19 protein-coding genes are annotated in these 20,932 nt (G+C 64.9%); 11 read left to right on the plus strand and 8 right to left on the minus strand.

Features of this window, described 5'->3' with window-relative positions; all coding sequences use genetic code 11:
• Positions 1 to 12: 12 nt before the first annotated feature.
• Entirely contained in the window at positions 13 to 825 is an 813-nt protein-coding gene (locus tag XI08_RS27670; protein ID WP_271576803.1) for an enoyl-CoA hydratase/isomerase family protein, read from the plus strand.
• Positions 826 to 1,010: 185 nt separating this feature from the next.
• Here the strand turns inward: XI08_RS27670 and XI08_RS27675 are convergent, their stop codons facing one another.
• From XI08_RS27675 to XI08_RS27690, 4 genes are all read right to left on the minus strand, one after another.
• Positions 1,011 to 3,125, minus strand: coding sequence for an acetate--CoA ligase family protein (locus tag XI08_RS27675; RefSeq protein ID WP_271576804.1), 2,115 nt, complete (start codon positions 3,123 to 3,125; stop codon positions 1,011 to 1,013).
• A 185-nt stretch (positions 3,126 to 3,310) separates the two neighbouring features.
• Positions 3,311 to 4,075: a hypothetical protein gene (locus tag XI08_RS27680; RefSeq protein ID WP_271576805.1), complete on the minus strand. Its 765-nt coding sequence runs from the start codon at positions 4,073 to 4,075 to the stop codon at positions 3,311 to 3,313.
• Between the two features lie 2 nt (positions 4,076 to 4,077).
• Positions 4,078 to 4,869, minus strand: coding sequence for an enoyl-CoA hydratase (locus XI08_RS27685; protein ID WP_271576806.1), 792 nt, complete (start codon positions 4,867 to 4,869; stop codon positions 4,078 to 4,080).
• Positions 4,870 to 5,039: 170 nt separating this feature from the next.
• On the minus strand, positions 5,040 to 6,245 hold the full coding sequence (locus XI08_RS27690) for an ABC transporter substrate-binding protein (protein WP_135174865.1): 1,206 nt from the start codon (positions 6,243 to 6,245) through the stop codon (positions 5,040 to 5,042).
• 222 nt (positions 6,246 to 6,467) lie between these two features.
• Between XI08_RS27690 and XI08_RS27695 the strand changes: the two genes are divergently transcribed.
• Together XI08_RS27695 and XI08_RS27700 are read left to right on the plus strand one after the other, a co-directional pair.
• On the plus strand, positions 6,468 to 7,322 hold the full coding sequence (locus XI08_RS27695) for a thermonuclease family protein (protein ID WP_271576891.1): 855 nt from the start codon (positions 6,468 to 6,470) through the stop codon (positions 7,320 to 7,322).
• 99 nt (positions 7,323 to 7,421) lie between these two features.
• A complete protein-coding gene (locus XI08_RS27700; RefSeq protein WP_271576807.1) occupies positions 7,422 to 8,849 on the plus strand; it encodes a M48 family metalloprotease in 1,428 nt (475 codons plus the stop codon).
• Between the two features lie 154 nt (positions 8,850 to 9,003).
• Here XI08_RS27700 and XI08_RS27705 read toward each other — a convergent pair whose 3' ends face one another.
• Positions 9,004 to 10,332 (minus strand): MFS transporter, encoded by a 1,329-nt coding sequence (locus XI08_RS27705; RefSeq protein ID WP_271576808.1) that lies wholly within the window; start codon positions 10,330 to 10,332, stop codon positions 9,004 to 9,006.
• A gap of 181 nt (positions 10,333 to 10,513) precedes the next feature.
• Here XI08_RS27705 and cyoA point away from each other — a divergent pair, with 181 nt between their 5' ends.
• The 8 genes from cyoA to XI08_RS27745 all read left to right on the plus strand — a co-directional run bounded on the left by cyoA (position 10,514) and on the right by XI08_RS27745 (position 18,971).
• Entirely contained in the window at positions 10,514 to 11,674 is a 1,161-nt protein-coding gene (gene cyoA, locus XI08_RS27710; protein WP_271576809.1) for a ubiquinol oxidase subunit II, read from the plus strand.
• Between the two features lie 11 nt (positions 11,675 to 11,685).
• The gene (gene cyoB / locus XI08_RS27715; protein ID WP_271576810.1) at positions 11,686 to 13,683 is read left to right on the plus strand and encodes a cytochrome o ubiquinol oxidase subunit I; all 1,998 of its coding nucleotides are present in this window, start codon (positions 11,686 to 11,688) and stop codon (positions 13,681 to 13,683) included.
• Positions 13,684 to 14,313 (plus strand): cytochrome o ubiquinol oxidase subunit III, encoded by a 630-nt coding sequence (cyoC, locus tag XI08_RS27720; protein ID WP_271576811.1) that lies wholly within the window; start codon positions 13,684 to 13,686, stop codon positions 14,311 to 14,313.
• Positions 14,310 to 14,690 carry a cytochrome o ubiquinol oxidase subunit IV gene (gene cyoD / locus XI08_RS27725; protein ID WP_271576812.1) on the plus strand — a complete coding sequence of 127 codons (381 nt, stop codon included), beginning with the start codon at positions 14,310 to 14,312 and terminating at the stop codon, positions 14,688 to 14,690. Before cyoC ends, cyoD begins: the two co-directional genes overlap by 4 nt.
• Entirely contained in the window at positions 14,687 to 15,547 is an 861-nt protein-coding gene (locus tag XI08_RS27730) for an SURF1 family protein (protein WP_271576813.1), read from the plus strand. Before cyoD ends, XI08_RS27730 begins: the two co-directional genes overlap by 4 nt.
• Positions 15,519 to 16,916 carry an ATP-binding protein gene (locus XI08_RS27735; protein ID WP_271576814.1) on the plus strand — a complete coding sequence of 466 codons (1,398 nt, stop codon included), beginning with the start codon at positions 15,519 to 15,521 and terminating at the stop codon, positions 16,914 to 16,916. Before XI08_RS27730 ends, XI08_RS27735 begins: the two co-directional genes overlap by 29 nt.
• On the plus strand, positions 16,906 to 17,439 hold the full coding sequence (locus XI08_RS27740; RefSeq protein WP_027545216.1) for a response regulator transcription factor: 534 nt from the start codon (positions 16,906 to 16,908) through the stop codon (positions 17,437 to 17,439). Before XI08_RS27735 ends, XI08_RS27740 begins: the two co-directional genes overlap by 11 nt.
• A gap of 140 nt (positions 17,440 to 17,579) precedes the next feature.
• Positions 17,580 to 18,971, plus strand: coding sequence for an adenylate/guanylate cyclase domain-containing protein (locus XI08_RS27745; protein ID WP_271576892.1), 1,392 nt, complete (start codon positions 17,580 to 17,582; stop codon positions 18,969 to 18,971).
• An 89-nt stretch (positions 18,972 to 19,060) separates the two neighbouring features.
• Here the strand turns inward: XI08_RS27745 and XI08_RS27750 are convergent, their stop codons facing one another.
• From XI08_RS27750 to XI08_RS27760, 3 genes are all read right to left on the minus strand, one after another.
• The gene (locus XI08_RS27750) at positions 19,061 to 19,843 is read right to left on the minus strand and encodes a CarD family transcriptional regulator (RefSeq protein WP_271576815.1); all 783 of its coding nucleotides are present in this window, start codon (positions 19,841 to 19,843) and stop codon (positions 19,061 to 19,063) included.
• Between the two features lie 344 nt (positions 19,844 to 20,187).
• Entirely contained in the window at positions 20,188 to 20,526 is a 339-nt protein-coding gene (gene fdxA, locus XI08_RS27755; protein ID WP_027545217.1) for a ferredoxin FdxA, read from the minus strand.
• A gap of 132 nt (positions 20,527 to 20,658) precedes the next feature.
• Complete coding sequence (locus XI08_RS27760) at positions 20,659 to 20,916, minus strand: RNA-binding S4 domain-containing protein (protein ID WP_271570084.1); 258 nt, start codon at positions 20,914 to 20,916, stop codon at positions 20,659 to 20,661.
• Between the last annotated feature and the right edge of the window lie 16 nt (positions 20,917 to 20,932).

Consider the following 20,932-nt stretch of genomic DNA (forward strand, 5'->3'; position numbering starts at 1 on the left):
CGAGGACCATCAATGAGCACCTATACAGATATCGGCGTCGAGAAGGTCGGGCACGTCGGCACCATCGAGATCCGCCGTCCGCCGCTCAACTTCTTCGACATCTCGCTGATCAACCAGATCGCGGATGCGCTCGACGAGTTCGACCGCGACATCGAGATCCGCGCCTCGGTGCTCTCGGCGCAGGGCAAGGCGTTCTGCGCCGGCGCCAATTTTGGCGACCCGGCGCGACAAGCCCAGGAAGCGCGCGAGGCTAACAAGAAGGGCGATCCGGCGGACAATCTTGGCCCGATCAGCCATCTCTACATCCAGGCCGTGCGTATCTTCCGCGCCAAGAAGCCGATCGTCGCCGCCGTGCAGGGCGCGGCCATCGGCGGCGGCCTGGGTCTCGCGGTGTCCGCGGATTTCCGCGTCACCTGCCCCGAGGCACGCTTCTCCGCGAATTTTACAAAACTCGGCTTCCATCCCGGCTTCGGTTTGACCGTGACGCTGCCGGATCTGATCGGCAAGAACAACGCCGAGCTGATGTTCTACACCAGCCGCCGCGTCACCGGCGAAGAAGCGGTCAAATGGGGGCTCGCCAACGAGCTGGTGCCGCAGGACCAGGTGAAGTCGGCCGCGATGAAGCTCGCCGGCGAAATCGCCGAGTGCTCTCCGCTCGGCCTGCTGTCGACCCGCGCGACGATGCGCGCCAGCCTCGCCGACCGGGTCATGGCCGCGACCAACCACGAGCTCGCCGAGCAGACCCGCCTGCGCGCAACGGAAGACTTCAAGGAAGGCGTCAAGGCGACGGAAGAACGGCGCGCGGCGAATTTCAGGGGGCGGTAGTCAACGTATCGCGCCGGTGCTTCGGCAACCTCTCCTGTCGTCCCCGCGAACGCGGGGACCCATAACCACAGGGAGGAGTCGTCGCGCAAGCTGGTAACTCCGAGTCCTCGTCAAACCACACCCTGTGGTTATGGATCCCGGATCTGCGCTTCGCTTGTCCGGGACGACGGCGGTGGGTGTAGCGGCTACTTCCGCCCCACCACCAGCGCATCCACGATCGTCACGCCCTGCCCTTCGGCGTGCACCAGCACCGGGTTGAGCTCGATCTCCGCAATCTGCCTCGCGTGGCGCGCGGCGAGCACGGAGATGTCGGCGATCAGTTGCGATAGCGCCGCAACGTCCGCCTCCACGGCTCCGCGAAAGCCGTTCAGGAGTGGCGCCGCCTTCAATCCCGCCAGCATCGCGCTCGCTTCTTCCGCGCCGACCGGCGCCGGGCGATAGGCGACGTCACGGAACAGCTCCGTGGTGACCCCACCGAGACCCACCATCACCATCGGGCCAAAAGTCTCGTCCGTCATCGTTCCGATGATGATCTCGACGCCCCGCTTTGCCATCGGGCCGACCAGCACGCCCTGGATCACGGCCTCAGGCCGGTGCTTGCGCGCATTGCCCAGCAGCGCCTCGAACGCCAGAAACACCTCGCCCTTGGTAGCGATGTTGACGCGCACGCCGCCGACCTCGCTCTTGTGCGCGATGTCGGGCGACTGGATCTTCATCACCAGCGGGAAGCCGACGCGGGTGACCGCTTCATCGAGCCCTGCCTTGTCCTTCACCAGCACCTCGTCCGGCAACGCGATGCCGGCGGCGCGCAGCAACGCCTTGCTGTCGGCCTCTGACAGAACCGGCGAGGTCAGATGCACGGAGAGATCGCGTGACGACGGCCGCGCCTCGTCCGCAGGCTTCGGCAGCTCGAATCGGGCGTAGTCCACGAGCTGCCGCATCGCGACGCCGGCATGGGTCAGACCCGAGAGCACGACGACGCCGGATTTGGCAAGCTCGCGCCGCGCGAAGTCGGACGGCACCGTGTAGGAATAGAACACCACCGGCTTGTGCTGCGCCGCCAGCACCGGCGCCAGCTCGACCTCGTTGAACGGCTTGCGCACCTCGCTCGAGAGCGACAGCACGACCAGGATCGCGTCGACCTCGTCGGAGACCGTGAGCAGATCGACGCTCTTCTGGAGACCACCCGACGTGACGCCCTGCGCGGTGACGTCGATCGGATTGCGCGCGGTGCCATAGGACGGCATCAGCGTCTTGATCTCCGCCTGAATCCGCTCGGACAATTCCGGCACCTGCAACCCTCGCAGCGCCACCGCATCCGCGCCCCAGATGCCGGCGCCGCCGGAGACGGTGACGACCGCGACGCGATCGCCCTTCGGCAACGGGTTGCTCGCGAGCACTGCGGCGATCGTCAGCGCTTCGTCGAGATCGTTGGAGACGATGAAGCCGTATTTCGCGAACACCGCGTCATAGGCTGCCGACCAGCCGGCCATGCTCGCGGTATGCGAAGCCGCGGCACGCCGACCTGCGCCGGAGCGGCCGACTTTCGTCACGATGACGGGCTTCTTCATTTCAGCCGCCCGCCGCGCCGCCGCGAGAAACTTGTCGACGTCGCGGATGCCCTCGATGAACAGCAGGATTACGTCGGTCGAGGCGTCCTGCACCAGGTAATCCAGGAACTCGCCGGCGCCGAGATCGGATTCGTTGCCGGCGCTGACGACGTAGCTCACGGCCACACCGAGCGCCCGCGCGCGGTGATAATAGGCAAAACCGATGCCGCCGCTCTGCGCGACGATGCCGATCCGTCTTTGCGTGGCGATGAGCGGCACCACACCGGGCTTGACGTCCACGGCTGGGCTGAACGTCGCCGCCACGCGCTGCATCTGGCTGAAAAAGCCCTCAGCGTTGGGGCCGGAGATCCGCATGCCCGTACGCTTGGCCAGCGCCGCGATCGCATCCTGCATCGCCGCACTGTCGCCGCCCTCCTCCGCGAATCCGGAAGAGATGATGACCGCGTTATTGACGCCGGCGGCGGCGCATTGCTCGAGCGCAGGCAGCACGGCACGGGCGGGAATGATGACGACGGCGAGATCGATCGGCGCACCGATCTCCGCGATCGATTTGTAGCAGGCGAGCCCGTCGATCTCGGCGTAGTTCGGGTTCACCGGGTAGATCTTTCCGGGATACTCGTTCTTGCGCAGCATCGACAAGAGCCGCCCCGGGATCTTCTCGTGATCGCGGGAGGCGCCGATCAGCGCGATGCTCGCGGGCGAAAAGAAGCTGTCGAGCGGATGCGGCATGTGGGGCGAGTCCTTTTTCTTGTTCTAGCCTATTCTCTCCGTCATGGCCGGGCTTGTCCCGGCCATCCACGCCTCATTCTGGCACCGACGATCAAGAACGTGGATGCCCGGGACATAGGCGAGCGGAAGCGACGCCGTCCTTCGGACGGCTATGCCCGGGCATGACGACTGAACAAGCCGCTCGCTCAAGCGGTGAGCCGGAACGTCACTCCGCCCAACAGGAATTCATTGCCCGCCACCGCATGGCCCTTCGCCCTCGCCGCATGCAGCACCTGCGCGACATCCGCGCCCCGAAACTCCAGCGCGCTCATGATCTCGCTGGCGCCCTTCACAAAGCGGAAACTGGCGTTGGGCAGTTTCAGCTCGGCAACGCCGTTGCTGGCGGCATTGGGCGCGACCCCGATGATCCTGCCCCAATGCTCCGCGAGTCCCTGCGGCTCCGGGCTCTGCATCTCGACGCCGGTCAGCGCCTGCGTCACATCCTTGCGGATGAATTTCTGCCAGTCCGGTCCTGCCGGCGGATAAGGGCCCAGAACGTCGTCGCTGCCTTCGGTGTGGTTGAACTCGATGAAGGCCGCGCGGCAGTCGCGCGGATGGAGTTGCACGCCGTGATAAGGCGCATGGTCGATCACGTTCGCGGTGCGCACGCCGAGCGCGTTGGCGTTGCGACCGCGCTCGTCCGGATCGTCGCAGCAGAAGATCGCCATATAGCCGCCGCGGCCGCCGGTCTTCTCGATGAAGCGGCCGGCGGTGGTGCCGGCCTTGAACGGCGCCACCACTTCCAGCAGGATCGTGTCGACCGGGAGCAGCGCGTTCTCCAGGCCGTATTTCGCGACATTGCCGTCGCGATAGCAGACGGCGAGGCCCATGATCTCCGCGAGGTCGGAGATGACAGGCGCGAGCTGCGGCGCGACCAGGCAGATCTGCCGCAAGCGCATATACGAAGCCATCGTCATTCGCCTCTGAAGGCGGGCTTGCGCTTCTCGACGAAGGCCTTTGCGGCCTCCTTGTGATCGGCGGTGTCGCCGCAGCGGGTGTGATGGATCGCCTCGCCGTCGAAGCAATCCTCAAGCGCCAGGTGCTCGGCATTGTTGATGTTGCGCTTGATGAAGCCGAGCGCGATCGAGGGGCCCTGCGCCAGCGACAGCGCGAGCTCGTGGGCAGCAGTGTCGATCTCGGCGTCGGGCACGACCTTGGTCACCATGCCGATCGCATGCGCTTCCTTTGCCGTGAGCATCGGCGACATCAGGTAGAGCTCGCGCGCCCGCGCGCTACCGAGCAGCTGGGTCAGGAAATAGGTGCCGCCGTAATCGCCGGAGAAGCCGACCTTGGCGAAGGCGGTCGTGATCTTGCAGGATTCGCTGGCGATACGCAGATCGCAGGACAGCGCCATCGACAGGCCGGCGCCGGCCGCGGCGCCGTCGAGCTGCGCCACCACCGGTTTCGGCATCTGGTGCAGGATACGCGAGACCTCCATGCCGCGGCGCAAATTCGCAAGCTTCTGCTCGAACGGCAGCGGCGCGCGGCCCTCCGCCATCGACTTGACGTCGCCGCCGACACAGAAGGAGCCACCGGCGCCCTTGAACAGCACCGCGCGCACCTCCGGATCGTCAGCCGCGCGCCGCGCCGCCTCGACCAGCCCGCGCACCATGTCGGGGTTGAGCGCGTTCTTCCGCTCGGGGCGATTCATCGTGATGGTGAGCAGCCCGCCTTCGAGCTTTTGCAGGACCATGTCGTTGCTCATGGGACGTCTCCCTCTTGTTGTTTATTTCGTCATTCCGGGGCGCGACGTAGTCGCGAACCCGGAATCCATTTCTCAACAGTTACTGCGGCCCGATGGATCCCGGGTTCGCTTCGCGCCCCGGGATGACGACCTGCTGTTGGGCCCGCCTGTCGCCACGACGGCTCACGCCGTCACTTCTTCACCAGCGGGCAGCGCGACTGCTCCAGCGACTGGAACGCTTCGCTGCCGGGCACGGTGGCGAGCAGCTTGTAGTCGTCCCAGCGGCCCTTGGACTCCGACGGCTTCTTCACCTCGAACAGGTACATGTCGTGAATCATGCGGCCGTCCTCGCGGATCTTGCCACCCTTGGCGAAGAAATCGTTGATCGGCGTCTCCTTCATCACCTTGATGACCGCAGCCGCATCCGTCGTACCCGCCGCCTTCACGGCTTTCAGATAATGCGTCACGGACGAATAGACGCCGGCCTGCGCCGAGGTCGGCGGCCGCTTCATGCGCTCGGTGAAGCGCTTCGAGAAAGCGCGCGTGTCGTCGTTGAGGTCCCAGTAGAAGGCTTCCGCCAGCAGCAGGCCTTGCGCCGTCTCCAGTCCGATCGAATCGATATCGGTCACGAAGGCCAGCAGCGGCGAGACCTTCTGGCCGCCCTTGGTGATACCGAACTCGGCCGCCTGCTTGATGGCATTGACGGTGTCGCCGCCGGCGTTGGCAAGGCCAATCACCTTGGCCTTGGAAGCCTGGGCCTGAAGCAGGAAGGACGAGAAATCCGACGTATTGAGCGGATGGCGCACGCCGCCGAGCACCTTGCCGCCGGTCTTGGTGACGACGGCACTGGTGTCCTTCTCCAGATCCTGGCCGAAGGCATAGTCGGCGGTGAGGAAGAACCAGGTATCGAGGCCCGATTTCACCGCCGCAAGGCCGGTCACATTGGCCTGGCCGTAGGTGTCGAACACGTAGTGCACGGTGTAGGGACCGCAGGCCTCGTTGGTGAGACGGATCGAGCCCGGGCCGTTGAACATGATGATCTTGTTGCGCGCCTTCGCGATCTCGCCGGCGGCAAGCGCGGTCGCGGAGGCCGCGACGTCGTAGATCATCTCGACGCCCTGGTTGTCGAGCATGTCGCGGGCGATGTTGGCGGAGAGATCCGCCTTGTTGAGATGGTCGGCCGCCAGCACCTGGATCTTGCGTCCCAGCACCTCGCCGCCGAAGTCTTCGACGGCCATCTTGGCTGCGGTCTCGCTGCCGGGACCGGTGATGTCGGCATAGAGGCTCGACATGTCGAGAATGCCACCGATCTTCAGTGGCGGCTTATCCTCGGCCTGCACGGCGCTGGCACTCAAGGCAAACGCAGCGGCAAAAATGCCCGGCAAAATTCTCTTCATCGAAAAGACCTCCCTTATCGCGCCGTGCTCTGATGGCGGCTTGGTTATTGCTTTTGGCTATCGCTATTGCCGATCGCTATTGCCGCAATCATGCCGCATGCGCGAGAGGGCAGCAAGCGCGAGGGGCGTGCAGGTCGCGCGATCGTCACGCGTTTTCCGCAAAACGGAATAGTGGGATGACGCAAGATGTTTCCGCATCGTCATTGCGAGCGCAGCGAGGCAATGACGGAGTGTGAGGAAGCCTCTTCGCGACCCGCTACGCATGGGTTAAAGCTGGAGCGTAACGCAAACTCTCCGGGCAACGTGACACGATCACTCATCCTCATCGCCGCAGCGCTACTCGTCTTCGCGTCTGGTGATGCGTTCGCGGCGCCGTGCCAATTCGAGTCCCAGGGCGAAGGCCGCGTCGCCGCGATCGTCGATGCCCGCAGCGTGCGTCTCGATGACGGCCGCGAGGTGCGCCTCGCCGGAATCGAACCGACCGCGACGACGAAGCAGGCGCTGGCCTCGCTGCTCGTCGGCCGCGACGTGACGCTGCGGAGCGCTGACGACACGCCCGATCGCTATGGGCGCCAGGGCGGGCTGGTCTTCGTCGGCGAAAGCGACACCCCGGTGCAGGCGATGCTGCTGGCCCAGGGCGAGGCCATCGTCTCCGCCGAGATCGCCGACAAGGACTGTGCGGCCGCCCTGATGTCGTCGGAGGCCGAGGCGCGGCGCCAAAAAAAGGGCAACTGGGCTGACCTGTCGGCCATAAAAAACACGGAAAGTCCGGACGATATTTTGGCCGGGATCGGGCGCTTTGTGGTGGTCGAGGGCAAAGTCCTGTCGGTCCGGCAAGCTGGGGCAATGACCTACCTCAACTTCGGACGGAACTGGACACGCGGCTTTGCCGTGACTATTTCAAGGCGCGCGTTACCGGCGTTCGAAAACGCCGGGGTTGCCATTAAGTCCTTGGAAAATCGACGTATTCGAGTCCGGGGCTGGGTTGAGGGGAATACGGGGCCGCGTATCGATGTGCGCCTCGTGGGACAGGTCGAGTTGCTGAGTGCAAACGAGCCGACAGGGGTAAGGCCTTAAACGGGCCGGGCACGGGTTAACGACGTGAATGGGGTGCTAGAACAGCACAAAACGAGTGAAGGCCGCCGCCTTCGGGCTGCGCCGGCCGCGCTATGCCTCATGCTGGGCACGGCGCTCGCCGGCTGCGGCGATATGGGCCGATTCCAGACCGCGGCGGCCCCGCCGGCGGTCGCGATGCCCAAGCCGAAGCCCGCAGTCGCGCAGACCCCCGCCACCGAAAAGGAGCACGAGCGCATCCTGGCGAGCTATGGCGGCGCCTATGACGACCCCAGGCTCGAATCGCTGGTCACCAAAACCGTCGACCGGCTCGTCGCCGCCTCGGACCGCCCTGACCAGGGCTACCGGGTCACCATTCTCAATTCCGGCGCAGTGAACGCCTTCGCGCTGCCGAACGGCCAGCTCTACGTCACGCGCGGTCTCCTTGCGCTTGCGAGCGACACGTCGGAATTGTCCTCCGTGCTCAGCCACGAGATGGCGCATGTGCTGTCCAAGCACGCCGCGATGCGCGAGGACCAGGCGCGCCAGGCCGCGATCGTCACCCGTGTCGTCACCGACATGAGCAACGACCCCGATCTCACCGCGCTCGCGCTGGCCAAGACCAAGCTCACCATGGCGAGCTTTTCGCGCAACCAGGAGTTCGAGGCGGACGGCATCGGCGTCGGCATCTCCGCCAAGGCACATTTCGACCCTTATGGTGCGGCCCGCTTCCTCTCGGCGATGGAGCGCAATGCCGAGCTGAAGGCCGGCAAGACCTCCTCGCTCGATCCGCGCGCGCAGGACTTCACCTCGTCGCATCCGGCAACCCCGGAGCGTGTGCAGAACGCGCAGACCATCGCGCGGCAGTACGTCGCTCCGGAAGGCGGCGAGCGCGACCGCGAGAGCTATCTCGCTGCGATCGACAACCTCGTCTATGGCGAAGACCCGAGCGAAGGTTTTGTCCGCGGCCGGCGTTTCCTGCATCCGAAGCTCGGCTTCACCTTCCAGGCGCCGGACAATTTCACGCTCGACAACACCGCGCAGGCGGTGATCGGCGTGCGCGACGGCGGCTCGCAGGCGATGCGCTTCGACGTGGTGAGGGTGCCGGCCGAGCAGTCGCTCGGCGACTATCTCAATTCAGGCTGGATGGAAGGCGTCGAGAAGGCGTCCACGGAAGACATCACCATCAACGGCTTCCCGGCCGCGTCCGCCACCGCCAAGGGCGACCAGTGGCAGTTCAAGGTCTATGCGCTGCGCTTCGGCAGCGACGTCTACCGCTTCATCTTCGCGGCACGGCAGAAGTCGACCGAGAGCGAGCGCAACGCGCGCGAGACCGTCAACTCGTTCCGCCGCCTGACCCTCGACGAGATCCAGGCCGCGCGCCCGCTGCGCATCAAGGTCATCACCGTGCAGCCCGGCGACACCGTGGAATCGCTCTCCCACCGCATGGCCGGCGTCGATCACCCCGCCGAGCGCTTCCGCGTGCTCAACGGCCTCGATCGCACCGCGCAGGTGAAGGTGAGGGATCGTGTGAAGATCGTCGCGGATTGATTTCCGCCGTCGTCCCGGCGAAGGCCGGGACCCATAACCACAGAATAGAGTTTGCGAACACCTTTGGCTGCAAGCTCGTACCACAACCCCTCCCTGGGGTTATGGGTCCCGGCCTTCGCCGGGACGACATCTCTTTTGTAGCTGCAGCTAACGACTAACCCCCCGCGTCCATATCGCCCGCCTCGCGCTGGCCGCTGAGCCAGAGCGCGAGCAGCGTCCAGAACGCGCCGGAGAGCAGATACGCACCCGAGGCGATGACGCCGAGATTGGTCGCCAGCAACAGAGCGACGAGCGGGGCGAAGCCGGCGCCGAACAGCCAGGCCATGTCAGAGGTCAGCGCCGAGGCCGTGTAGCGATACGCCTGCTTGAAGTTCGAGGCGATCGCGCCCGAGGACTGACCGAAGGACAGGCCGAGCAGGATGAAACCGATCACCATGTAGATGGTCTCACCGAACGCGCCGGCATCGAGCAGCTGCGGGGCGAAACCGCTGTAGATCGCGATTGCGATCGCCGATCCCATCAGCAGCGACTTGCGGCCGACGCGGTCGGCGATGATGCCCGAGAGCACGATCGCGCCGACACCGAACACGGCGGCGACGATCTCGATGATCAGGAAGCGCACCGGGCTTTCGCGGGTGAACAGGAACACCCAGGACAGCGGAAACACGGTGACCATGTGGAACAGCGCGAAGCTTGCGAGCGGCGCGAACGCGCCGAGCATGATGTTCTGGCCTTCGCGCGCGACGGTGTCGGAGATGCGCGCGGGCTGCAATTCGCGGGTCTCGAACAGCGAGGCATATTCCTCGGTCGTCACCATGCGCAGGCGGGCGAACAGCGCCACGACGTTGATGGCGAAGGCGACGAAGAACGGATAGCGCCAGCCCCAGTCGAAGAAGTCGTCGGCCGAGAGATTGCCGGCGAAATAGGCGAACAGCGCGCTCGCCACGATCAGCCCGAGCGGGGCCCCGAGCTGCGGCACCATCGCGTACCAGCCGCGCTTGGAGGGCGGCGCGTTCAGCGCCAGCAGCGAAGCCATGCCGTCCCAGGCGCCGCCCCAGGCCAGACCCTGCGCGATACGCGCCAGCGCCAGCAGCCAGATCGCCGCAACGCCGATGTCGTGATAGCCGGGCAGGAACGCGAGCGCCACGGTGGCGGTGCCGAGCAGGAACAGCGCCGAGACCAGCTTGGCCGTCTTGCCGTACTCCCGGTCGACCGTCATGAAAATGACGGTGCCGATCGGCCGGGCCATGAAGGCCAGCGCGAAGATCATGAAGGAATACAGGGTGCCGGTCAGCTCGCTGGTGAACGGGAACACCAGGCGCGGGAACACGATCACCGAGGCGATCGCGAAGACGAAGAAGTCGAAGAATTCCGAGGTGCGGCCGATGATCACGCCGATAGCGATCTCGCCGGGACTGGCCTGGTCGTGGCCGTGCTCGCCCGAGTGGAGGTCTGCCATTGCGGGGGTCTGTGCCGTCGCCATTCGTGCGCCCTTAACGTCCTGAAAACCAAAGCCGACCGCCCGGCGGGGCGCCAGGCAATCCGGGCCTGTCTGACCCAATATTCCGCACTGCAACATTGGACAAATTGTCCAATGTCCGGATTGCTGCGCCGCAGCTACCCGTTGGCCCCGCAAAGGAAACTCATTCTCAAAGGCTCGGCCCGTGTCCCGTCTCAAGATCCTGGCGCTGCTACCCCTGGCAGTTGCGCTCAGTGGCTGCAACTACGTCGTGCTGGCGCCAGCCGGCGACATCGCTGCCCAGCAGCGCGACCTCGTCATCATCTCCACCGTCCTGATGCTCCTGATCGTCGTCCCCGTGATGGCGCTGACGGTGCTGTTCGCCTGGCGCTACCGCCAGTCCAACACCGCGGCCCGCTACGAGCCGGAATGGGATCACTCGACCAAACTCGAGCTGGTGATCTGGTCGGCGCCGCTGCTGATCATCATCTGCCTGGGCGCGCTGACCTGGATGGGGACGCATCTGCTCGACCCCTATCGCACGCTCGGCCGCATCAAAGCGGAGCAGGCCGTGGACCAGTCCAAGGCCCCGCTCGAGGTCGACGTCGTCGCGCTCGACTGGAAGTGGCTCTTCATCTATCCGGACTACGGCATCGCCACCGTCAACGATCTGGCAGCTCCGGTCGATCGTCCGATCAACTTTCGCATCACCGCCTCTTCGGTGATGAACTCGTTCTACATCCCCGCGCTCGCCGGCCAGATCTACGCAATGCCGGGCATGGAGACGAAGCTCCACGCGGTGGTGAACCATCCCGGCACCTACAAGGGCTTTTCGGCGAACTACAGCGGCGCCGGCTTCTCCGGCATGCACTTCAACTTCCAGGGCCTCGACGACAAGGGCTTTGACGCCTGGATCGCCAGCGCCAAGTCCGCCGGCGGCTCGCTCGGACGTGCCGAATATCTCCAGCTCGAAAAGCCCAGCCAGAACGAGCCGGTGCGGCGCTGGGGCACGATCGATTCCGATCTCTACCGCCTGATCCTCAACATGTGCGTCGAGACCGGCAAGATGTGCCAGAGCGAGATGATGGCAATCGACGCCAAGGGCGGCGCCGGCCATCAGGGCCTGAACAACACCCTGCCGCTCTCCTACGACAAGTACGCCCGCCGCGGCACCGCGCTCGGCCCCGAGCCGACCTTCGTCGCCGGCACCTGCACGCCGGATGCGCCGCAGGGCAAGACCACCGCCTCCATCACGGCGCCCGTCGACACCGCGCCGCTGCTCGGCGCCGGCCTGAAGCGGCCGACCTTCACGCCGCTCAAGTCCTCGTCCTTCTTCCTCGGACAGCGTCCGAAGTCAGACTCCTAAAGAGAGCTCGCATGTCTCCTGATCTTCTCAAGCTCATCTTCGGCCGGCTCGGCCTCGAGTCACTGCCATTGCACGAGCCGATCGTCGTCGGCACCTTCGTGGTGGTCGCGCTCGGCGGCGCCACGCTGCTCGGCGGCCTCACCTATTTCCGTCTCTGGGGCTACCTCTGGCGCGAATGGTTCACCACGGTGGACCACAAGCGCATCGGCATCATGTACATGATCCTCGGCATCGTGATGCTGCTGCGCGGCTTCGCGGACGCGCTGATGATGCGCGGCCAGCAGATGCTCGCGTTCGGCGGCTCCGAAGGCTATCTCAACGCCCATCACTACGACCAGGTCTTCACCGCCCACGGCGTGATCATGATCTTCTTCGTGGCGATGCCGCTGGTCACCGGCCTGATGAACTACGTCGTGCCGCTCCAGATCGGCGCGCGCGACGTGTCGTTCCCGTTCCTGAACAATTTCAGCTTCTGGATGACGGTCGGCGGCGCGGTGCTGGTGATGGCCTCGCTGTTCATCGGCGAATTCGCCCGCACCGGCTGGCTCGCCTATCCGCCGCTCTCGAACATCGGCTACAGCCCTGACGTCGGCGTCGACTATTACATCTGGGCGCTGCAGGTCGCCGGCGTCGGCACGACCTTATCCGGCATCAACCTGATCTGTACCATCGTCAAGCTGCGCTGCCCCGGCATGACCATGATGAAGATGCCGGTGTTCACCTGGACCTCGCTCTGCACCAACATCCTGATCGTCGCCTCCTTCCCCGTCCTGACCGTGGTGCTCGCGCTGCTCTCGCTCGACCGCTACGTCGGCACCAACTTCTTCACGAACGATTTCGGCGGCAGCCCGATGATGTACGTGAACCTGATCTGGATCTGGGGCCATCCCGAGGTCTACATCCTGGTTCTCCCCGCCTTCGGCATCTTCTCGGAAGTCACCTCGACCTTCTCCGGCAAGCGGCTGTTCGGCTACACCTCGATGGTCTACGCCACGGTCGTCATCACCATCCTGTCGTACCTGGTCTGGCTGCACCACTTCTTCACGATGGGCTCGGGCGCCAGCGTCAACTCGTTCTTCGGCATCACCACGATGATCATCTCGATCCCCACGGGCGCGAAGATGTTCAACTGGCTGTTCACGATGTATCGCGGCCGCATCCGCTACGAGCTGCCGATGATGTGGACGATCGCCTTCATGCTGACCTTCGTGCTCGGCGGCATGACCGGCGTTCTGCTCGCAGTGCCGCCGGCCGACTTCGTCCTTCACAACAGCCTGTTCCTGATCGCGCACTTCCACAACGTGATCATCGGCGGCGTGGTGTTCGGCGCCTTTGCCGGCATCAACTACTGGTTCCCGAAGGCGTTCGGCTTCAAGCTCGATGTCTTCTGGGGCAAGCTGTCGTTCTGGTTCTGGGTCGTCGGCTTCTACCTCGCCTTCATGCCGCTCTATGTGCTCGGCCTGATGGGCGTGACCCGCCGTCTGCGCGTGTTCGACGATCCGTCCTTGCAGATCTGGTTCGTCATCGCCGCGATCGGTGCCTTCCTCGTCTTCCTCGGCATCCTCAGCATGCTGATGCAGTTCGCGGTGAGCTTCCTGAAGCGCGAGCAGCTCAAGGACGTCACCGGCGATCCCTGGGATGCGCGCACGCTGGAATGGGCCACCTCATCGCCGCCGCCGGACTACAACTTCGCCTTCACCCCCGTCGTTCACGACAATGACGCGTGGTGGGACATGAAGAAGCGCGGCTACCAGCGTCCGCTCACCGGGTTCAGGCCGATCCACATGCCCAGCAGCACCGGCACCGGCGTCATCCTCGCCGGCTTCGCCACCGCGATGGGATTCGGCCTGATCTGGTACATCTGGTGGCTGGCGGCTGCGAGCTTCATCGCGATGCTCGTCGTCGGGATCGGTCACACCTTCAACTATCACCGCGACTTCGACATTCCGGCCGACGACGTCATCCGGACCGAGGACGCGCGCACCAAACTGCTCGCCGGAGTCAAGTAAATGACTGTCGCTCTCAATCCCTCGCAAACCGGCGAGCCGGTCTTCTATCTCGCCGACGAGCATCCGCATCCGGAAGGCTACAGCACCTCGCTGGGCTTCTGGATCTACCTGATGAGCGACTGTCTCATCTTCGCGATGCTGTTCGCCGCCTTCGGCGTGCTCGGCGCCAACTACGCCGCCGGGCCCGCGCCGAAGGACCTGTTCGACCTCGACCTGGTCGCGGTGAACACCTCGATGCTGCTGCTGTCGTCGATCACCTACGGCTTCGCGATGCTGACGATGCAGCAGAACAAGATCGCCCAGACGCAGATGTGGCTGGCGATCACCGGTCTGTTCGGCGCCGCCTTCATCGGCATCGAGCTGACCGAGTTCGCCCACATGATCCATGAAGGCGCAACGCCCCAGCGCAGCGCCTTCCTGTCCGCCTTCTTCACCCTGGTCGGCACCCACGGCCTGCACGTCAGCTGCGGCCTGATCTGGCTGGTGACCCTGATGGTGCAGGTCTCGAAGTTCGGCCTGATCGAGGCCAACCGCCGCCGCCTGATGTGCCTGTCGATGTTCTGGCACTTCCTCGACGTGGTCTGGATCGGCGTCTTCACCTTCGTCTATCTCCTGGGAGTTCTGCGATGAACACCGATACCCACGCCGCCCACGCGGACGATCATCCCCACGGCGATGGTCACGCCCACGGCACGTTCTCGACCTATCTCCTCGGCTTCGTGCTCTCGGTCGTGCTCACCGCGATCCCGTTCTGGCTGGTGATGAGCGGCGCACTGCCGAGCAAGCAGATCACCGCGCTGGTCATCATGGCCTTCGCGGTCGTGCAGATTGTCGTGCACATGATCTACTTCCTGCACATGAACACGAAATCCGAGAACGGCTGGAGCATGATGGCGCTGATCTTCACCATCGTCATGGTGGTGATCGCGCTGTCCGGTTCGCTGTGGGTGATGAACCACCTCAACAGCAACATGATGCCGATCCACCAGATGAGCGGAATGAAGTGAACGAATTGGGGACCGTGACGAGCAAGACAGGATGGGCGCGCCGTAACGCTGCGCGCCCGTCCTTCTGGCTCACGGTCCTCTCGCTCACGGCCTTTGCAGTTCTGATCGCGCTCGGCGTCTGGCAGATCGAACGCCGCGCCTGGAAGCTGGCGTTGATCGACCGCGTCGAGCAGCGCGTCCATGCCCCGGCCCAGCCGATCCCCTCGCCCGCTTCGTGGCCTGCGGTCTCGGCCGCAAGCGACGAATACAGGCACGTCACCGTCAGCGGCCGCTTCCTGCATGACCGCGAGACGCTGGTTCAGGCCGTCACCGAGGAAGGCCCCGGCTATTGGGTGCTGACGCCGCTCAAACGCGACGACGGCACGCTGATCCTGATCAACCGCGGCTTCGTGCCGTCCGAGCGGCGCGAGGCATCGACACGCCGGGATGGCAATCCGGATGGCGAGGTCGTGATCACCGGCCTGCTCCGCATGACGGAGCCGAAGGGCGGCTTCCTCCGGAACAACGTTCCCCAGCACAACCGCTGGTACTCGCGGGACGTCGCCGCGATCGCGACGGCACGTGGCCTCCACGATGTCGCACCCTTTTTCGTCGATGCCGATGCCGGATCACAAACCGCCCAAGGCCCCATCGAAGGCCCCATCGGCGGATTGACCGTGATCCGCTTTCCCAATAACCACCTGATCTACGCGCTGACGTGGTTTGCCTTGGCTGTCATGCTGGCCGGTAAACTTTTCGTCACATTCGGCGGCGGGCTGTTCCGCCGCGGGCGCTTCGTCCACGAACCGGCCGGCGGCTCCGATGCTGCCGCCCGCAGGACGGGATCAGATGCTGGAACGATCGTCGAACAGGCCTGACGACGGAAGAACGCCTCCCCAGGCGTTTGGCGAGCTCGCCGTGACGCTGCAATCGCAGGCGGACGCGCGCAGCGAGCTGGTCGGCGCTACGCCGACCGACGACGAGACCAACCGCAAGAACATGGCGCTGCTGATCCAGCTGCGCTGGACCGCGGTGGTCGGCCAGATCGTCACCATCGGCGGCGTGCATTTCTGGCTCGGCATTCCCCTGCCGCTGGAGCGGATGGGCGCGGTGATCGGCGCGCTGGTGCTGCTCAACGTCTCGAGCCTGGTCTGGGTGCGCCATCGCGCCGCGATCTCCAACAACGAGCTGCTGGTCGCCCTGATGCTCGACGTCGCGGCACTGACCGCGCAGCTCTACCTCAGTGGCGGTGCCACCAATCCGTTCACCTCGCTATTCCTGCTCCAGGTGACGCTGGGCGCCGTGCTGCTCGATGCGCGCTCGACCTGGTCGCTGGTGGCGCTGACCTGCGCCAGCTTCGTCTGGCTGACGCTGGCGTACCGGCCGCTCGACCTGCCGCCGAACCCGATCAGCGAGACCTACAGCCTCACGGTAACAGGCATGCTCCTGGGCTTCGTGCTCAATGCCGTGCTGCTGGTCGTGTTCGTCACCCGCATCAACAGGAACCTGCGCGAGCGCGACGCGCATCTGGCGGCGCTGCGCCAGCATGCGGCCGAGCAGGACCACATCGTCCGCATGGGCCTGCTGGCATCGGGCGCGGCGCACGAGCTCGGCACCCCGCTGGCCTCGCTCTCGGTGATCCTCAGCGACTGGCGCCGCATGCCGGATCTCGCAGCCGATCAGGAGCTCGCGGAGGATCTCGCGGAGATGGAGACCTCGCTGCAACGCTGCAAGTCGATCGTCACGGGCATCCTGGTGTCGGCGGGCGAAGCGCGCGGCGAAGGGTCCTCGCCGACGACGGTGACGGCCTTCGTGACCGCGCTGGTCGATGAGTGGCGCAACGCCCGTTCGGCGCGCACGCTCTACTTCGTCAACACGTTCGGCGAGGACGTCGCGATCGTCTCCGACGTGGCGCTGAAGCAGGTCATCTTCAACGTGCTCGACAACGCCTATGAGGTCTCGCGCGACTGGGTCGAGCTTCTGGCCGAGCGCGAGGGCGACAATCTCGTGCTGTCGATCAGCGACCGCGGTCCCGGCTTTGCGCCGGAGATGCTGGCGCAGCTCGGCAAGCCCTATAACTCGAGCAAGGGCCGCGCCGGCGGCGGGCTCGGCCTGTTCCTGGTGGTCAACGTGGTGCGCAAGTTAGGGGGCAGCGTGACCGCCGAGAACCACAGGAAGCGCGGCGCCACCGTCCGCCTCACCCTGCCGCTCGCAACGCTCGCGATCGGGGGCAGCTTTGACGCCTGACCGTTCGCTCATCGTCGTCGAGGACGACGAAGGCTTTGCGCGCACGCTGAAACGCTCGTTCGAGCGCCGCGGCTACGAGGTCGTGCTGGCCGGCTCGATCGAGGAGGTACGGAAAGTGCTGGAGGAGCGATCCTTCGGCCACGCCGTCGTCGACCTCAAGCTCGGCGGCGCCTCGGGGCTAGCCTGCGTCGAGCTGCTGCACACCCACGATGAGGAGATGCTGATCGTGGTGCTGACCGGCTTTGCCAGCATCTCGACCGCCGTCGAGGCGATCAAGCTGGGCGCCTGCCACTATCTGGCCAAGCCGTCGAACACCGACGACATCGAGGCGGCCTTCAACAAGGCCGAAGGCAATGCCGAAGTCGCGCTCGACGCGCGGCCGACCTCGATCAAGACGCTGGAATGGGAACGCATCCACCAGACGCTGATCGAGACGGATTTCAACATCTCGGAAGCAGCGCGGAGGTTGGGTATGCATCGGCGCACGCTGGCGAGGAAGCTCGAGAAGCGGCCGGTGAAGTGAGCGGTTCGCTGCGCGGGTGAAAAACACTCACCCGAGCTGATGACCTCGCGGCCATGCATCACTAGACTGAAGATCGGTTGCGGCGGCTGACAGCCGTCGTCGTGCTGCAACGGCTCAAGCGAGGAGACCGCCCCGTGACAATGCTCGTCGAGCGCCGCGAATCGTCTGCCGAGCCTTCACGCGCGCGCAGCCAGCGCGAGACCGAAACCGTCCAGTTCGCGCAGGCCGCACTCGCATCCGCCAAGCAGGAGGGCCTGCAACTGGCCGTGCGGGCGCGCTATGTCGCGCTTGCCATCATCGCTTGCCTGCTGCCTGCCATTAACCCGGCATGGGAGCAGCTCTACTACGTGGCGCTGCTGGGCCTGTTTGCGCTGATCGGCTGGGCCCAGGTCAGGGTTGGGCGGGTCGGCGTGTCGCGGTCGGAATTGGCGCTTTTGTTCTGCGACCTGGCGCTGCTCACCTTCGTCATCGTCGTCCCGAACCCCTTCGGCACGACGCACTGGCCGGTGGCGATGCAGTACCATTTCGGCAACTTCATCTACTTCTTCGTGCTGCTCTCGGGCGCCACGCTGGCCTATTCCTGGCGAACCGTGGTTGCGGTCGGAACATGGACCGCAGCGCTCTGGGTGATCGGCATGGCCTGGGTGTGGTGGCAACCTGATCGCGATCCCGCACTGACCGCCCGCATTGCGGACGCGGTGGGCAGCGATCACAGGCTGTTCGCGCTGATCTCGCCCGCTGCGATCGGATTCGGCCTCCGCATCCAGGAAATCGTCGTCTTCATGATCGTCGCCGTGACGCTGGCGCTCGCCGTCCGCCGCAGCAACGATCTGCTGATCCGGCATGCCGCGGTGGAACGGGAACGCGGCAATCTTGCGCGCTACTTTTCACCCAACGTCGTGACGGAATTGTCGAAGCACGACGAGCCACTGAAGCAGGTGCGCACGCAGGACGTCGCGGTGCTGTTCGTGGATATCGTCGGCTTCACGGCCTTTGCCGATGCGCGCACCCCGGAGGAGGTGGTGCGGACGCTGCGCGAATTCCACGGATTGATGGAGCAGGAGGTTTTCCGTCACGACGGCACGTTGGACAAATATCTGGGTGACGGATTGATGGCGACATTCGGCACCCCCTTCGCCGGCACGCGCGACGCCAGCAACGCGCTGCGCTGTGCCCAGGCCATGATTGCGGCGGCGGACAGGTGGAGCGCGCAGCGAAGGGCATCCGGTGAGCCGCCGATGCGCGTCAGCTTTGGCCTGCATTACGGGCCGGTGGTGCTCGGCGACATCGGGCACACCTGTCTGGAATTTGCCGTGATCGGCGCGACCGTCAACGCAGCAAGCCGTCTCGAAGCGCTGACGCGCACGCTCGACTGCGCGCTGGTGGCAAGCCACGATCTCGTCAGCCGCGCCATGCTGGAGCTCGGCAGCACAGCCGAGACATTTGCATCGTTGATCGCCCTGGATCCCCAAGCGATCCGCGGGCTCGAGCGGCCGATCGCGATCTGGACCCAGCCGCGCGCGGCGCCGTAGGGCGAGGCTCGACCGCCGTTGCATCACAAACAAAAAGCCCGGCCAAACGGCCGGGCTTTTGATCTGTTGCGATCGACGCGACGAGAGGCTTACGCCGCCTCGTCGGCGACGGTGGTGTCGTCGCCATCGGTATCGTCGGCATCGCCCTCGGCATCCGCCTCGCCCTCGGCGGCTTCCGCCTTGGCGTTGCGGCGCGGGCTCTTGGCGAGCTGGGCCTCGATCTCCTTGACCGCTTCGGTCTCGGTCGAGTGCTGCACCACCGCGATCTCGCGGGAGAGACGATCGAGCGCGGCTTCATAGAGCTGGCGTTCGCTGTAGGACTGCTCGGGCTGCGACTCGGAGCGATAGAGGTCGCGCACGACTTCCGCGATCGCGACGATGTCGCCCGAATTGATCTTCGCTTCGTACTCCTGGGCGCGGCGCGACCACATGGTGCGCTTGACGCGGGCGCGGCCCTTGAGCGTCTCCAGCGCTTTCTTCACCAGCGCGGGCTCGGACAGCTTGCGCATGCCGACATTGGCGACCTTGGCGGTCGGCACGCGCAGCGTCATCTTGTCCTTGATGAAGTTGATGACGAACAGCTCGAGCTTCGCACCGGCGATCTCCTGCTCCTCGATGGCCAGGATCTGGCCGACGCCGTGAGCGGGATAGACGACGAATTCGTTGGCCTTGAAGCCCTGACGCTGGGTCACGACCTTCTTTTCCTCGACCTTCGGCGCAGCAGCCGCCGGCTTCACGGCCGGCTTGGAAGCGACAGGAGCCTTGGCAGCAGCAACAGGGGCCTTCGGCGCGACGGACTTGGCAGCGGGAGCCTTGGCAGCAGGCTTGGCAGCGGTCGCTTTCGCGGCCGGTTTGGCAGTCTTGTTAGGCATTGCGCTTCTTTTGTTCTTCGAGGACTTTGCAGCCGGCGCCTTCGTCGCGGTCCGACCCTTGGATGCGCTACGGCTGGCCGCGGCGACTTTTTTGGCCTCCTTATGGGAAGCCCTCGCTGAAGTACTCTTTTTACGCGTTTTCTGTGACACAGCCTGCGCGCGGAAACTGCCACGCCCCTGTTCGACATTTGGTTTCACGGGAACCCAGAAGGGCCAACGGGGCTGACGGGGTTCGGCTTAATGTGCCCAATATAGCACATTTCCCGCAAAAATCAATGATTTAGGGGTCTTCAGGCCTGGTTTTCGGCGGTCACGCCGCTATTAGGGTTAAGTTTGCGGCCGAATTAGTCTCCGGAGCCGGGGTTAGGAGAAAAATATTTCTCGAACTTTCCCTCCATGCCGTCGAATTCCTTGGCGTCGGCAGGTGATTCTTTCTTCTGGGTGATGTTCGGCCAGCTCTTGGCGTAGTCGGCGTTGACCGACAGCCACTTTTCCAGGCCCGGTTCCGTGTCCGGCTTGATGGCGTCGGCGGGGCATTCCGGCTCGCACACGCCGCAGTCGATGCATTCGTCGGGATGGATGACGAGCATGTTCTCGCCCTCGTAGAAACAGTCGACCGGGCAGACCTCGACGCAGTCGGTATACTTGCACTTGATGCAGGCTTCAGTGACGACGTAAGTCATCCAACGCTCCGAAAAGCTCTTTTAAAAGTCGCGGCTTGCGTAGCGCGGATGGCCCGGCGCCGCAAGGTCGGGGACGGTCGATCATGACGGCTTTGCGCGATTGATCGACCAAGAAATGAATTCAAAGCGCAATTAATTGCGCTTTCCTTCGCCGAGCTCCTCGTAGAGCACGCGCGCCGAGGCGGCATCGCCGCGGCGCTCGTTGAAGGCTATCACTTTCAACACGCGAACGGTGCGGTCGAGCGCGATGGTGAGCACGTCGCCGGCCTTGATCGCGTGGCCCGGCGAAGTCTCGCGCACGCCGTTGACGCGGACGTGGCCGGACTCGACGAGCTCAGCCGCAGATGTGCGCGCCTTCACCACCCGCGCGTGCCACAGCCATTTGTCGATGCGCTGCCGCTCGGTC

It is taken from the genome of Bradyrhizobium sp. CCBAU 11361 (assembly GCF_028128935.1).
In the GTDB taxonomy this organism is placed as follows: domain Bacteria; phylum Pseudomonadota; class Alphaproteobacteria; order Rhizobiales; family Xanthobacteraceae; genus Bradyrhizobium; species Bradyrhizobium niftali.

Coding starts and splice junctions, on each gene's coding strand:
- XI08_RS27670 (WP_271576803.1), top strand. CDS start 13: ATGAGCACCTATACAGATATCGGCGTCGAGAAGGTCGGGCACGTCGGC.
- XI08_RS27675 (WP_271576804.1), bottom strand. CDS start 3,125: ATGCCGCATCCGCTCGACAGCTTCTTTTCGCCCGCGAGCATCGCGCTG.
- XI08_RS27680 (WP_271576805.1), bottom strand. CDS start 4,075: ATGGCTTCGTATATGCGCTTGCGGCAGATCTGCCTGGTCGCGCCGCAG.
- XI08_RS27685 (WP_271576806.1), bottom strand. CDS start 4,869: ATGAGCAACGACATGGTCCTGCAAAAGCTCGAAGGCGGGCTGCTCACC.
- XI08_RS27690 (WP_135174865.1), bottom strand. CDS start 6,245: ATGAAGAGAATTTTGCCGGGCATTTTTGCCGCTGCGTTTGCCTTGAGT.
- XI08_RS27695 (WP_271576891.1), top strand. CDS start 6,468: ATGACGGAGTGTGAGGAAGCCTCTTCGCGACCCGCTACGCATGGGTTA.
- XI08_RS27700 (WP_271576807.1), top strand. CDS start 7,422: ATGCTGGGCACGGCGCTCGCCGGCTGCGGCGATATGGGCCGATTCCAG.
- XI08_RS27705 (WP_271576808.1), bottom strand. CDS start 10,332: ATGGCGACGGCACAGACCCCCGCAATGGCAGACCTCCACTCGGGCGAG.
- cyoB (WP_271576810.1), top strand. CDS start 11,686: ATGTCTCCTGATCTTCTCAAGCTCATCTTCGGCCGGCTCGGCCTCGAG.
- cyoC (WP_271576811.1), top strand. CDS start 13,684: ATGACTGTCGCTCTCAATCCCTCGCAAACCGGCGAGCCGGTCTTCTAT.
- cyoD (WP_271576812.1), top strand. CDS start 14,310: ATGAACACCGATACCCACGCCGCCCACGCGGACGATCATCCCCACGGC.
- XI08_RS27735 (WP_271576814.1), top strand. CDS start 15,519: ATGCTGGAACGATCGTCGAACAGGCCTGACGACGGAAGAACGCCTCCC.
- XI08_RS27745 (WP_271576892.1), top strand. CDS start 17,580: ATGCTCGTCGAGCGCCGCGAATCGTCTGCCGAGCCTTCACGCGCGCGC.
- XI08_RS27750 (WP_271576815.1), bottom strand. CDS start 19,843: ATGCCTAACAAGACTGCCAAACCGGCCGCGAAAGCGACCGCTGCCAAG.
- fdxA (WP_027545217.1), bottom strand. CDS start 20,526: ATGACTTACGTCGTCACTGAAGCCTGCATCAAGTGCAAGTATACCGAC.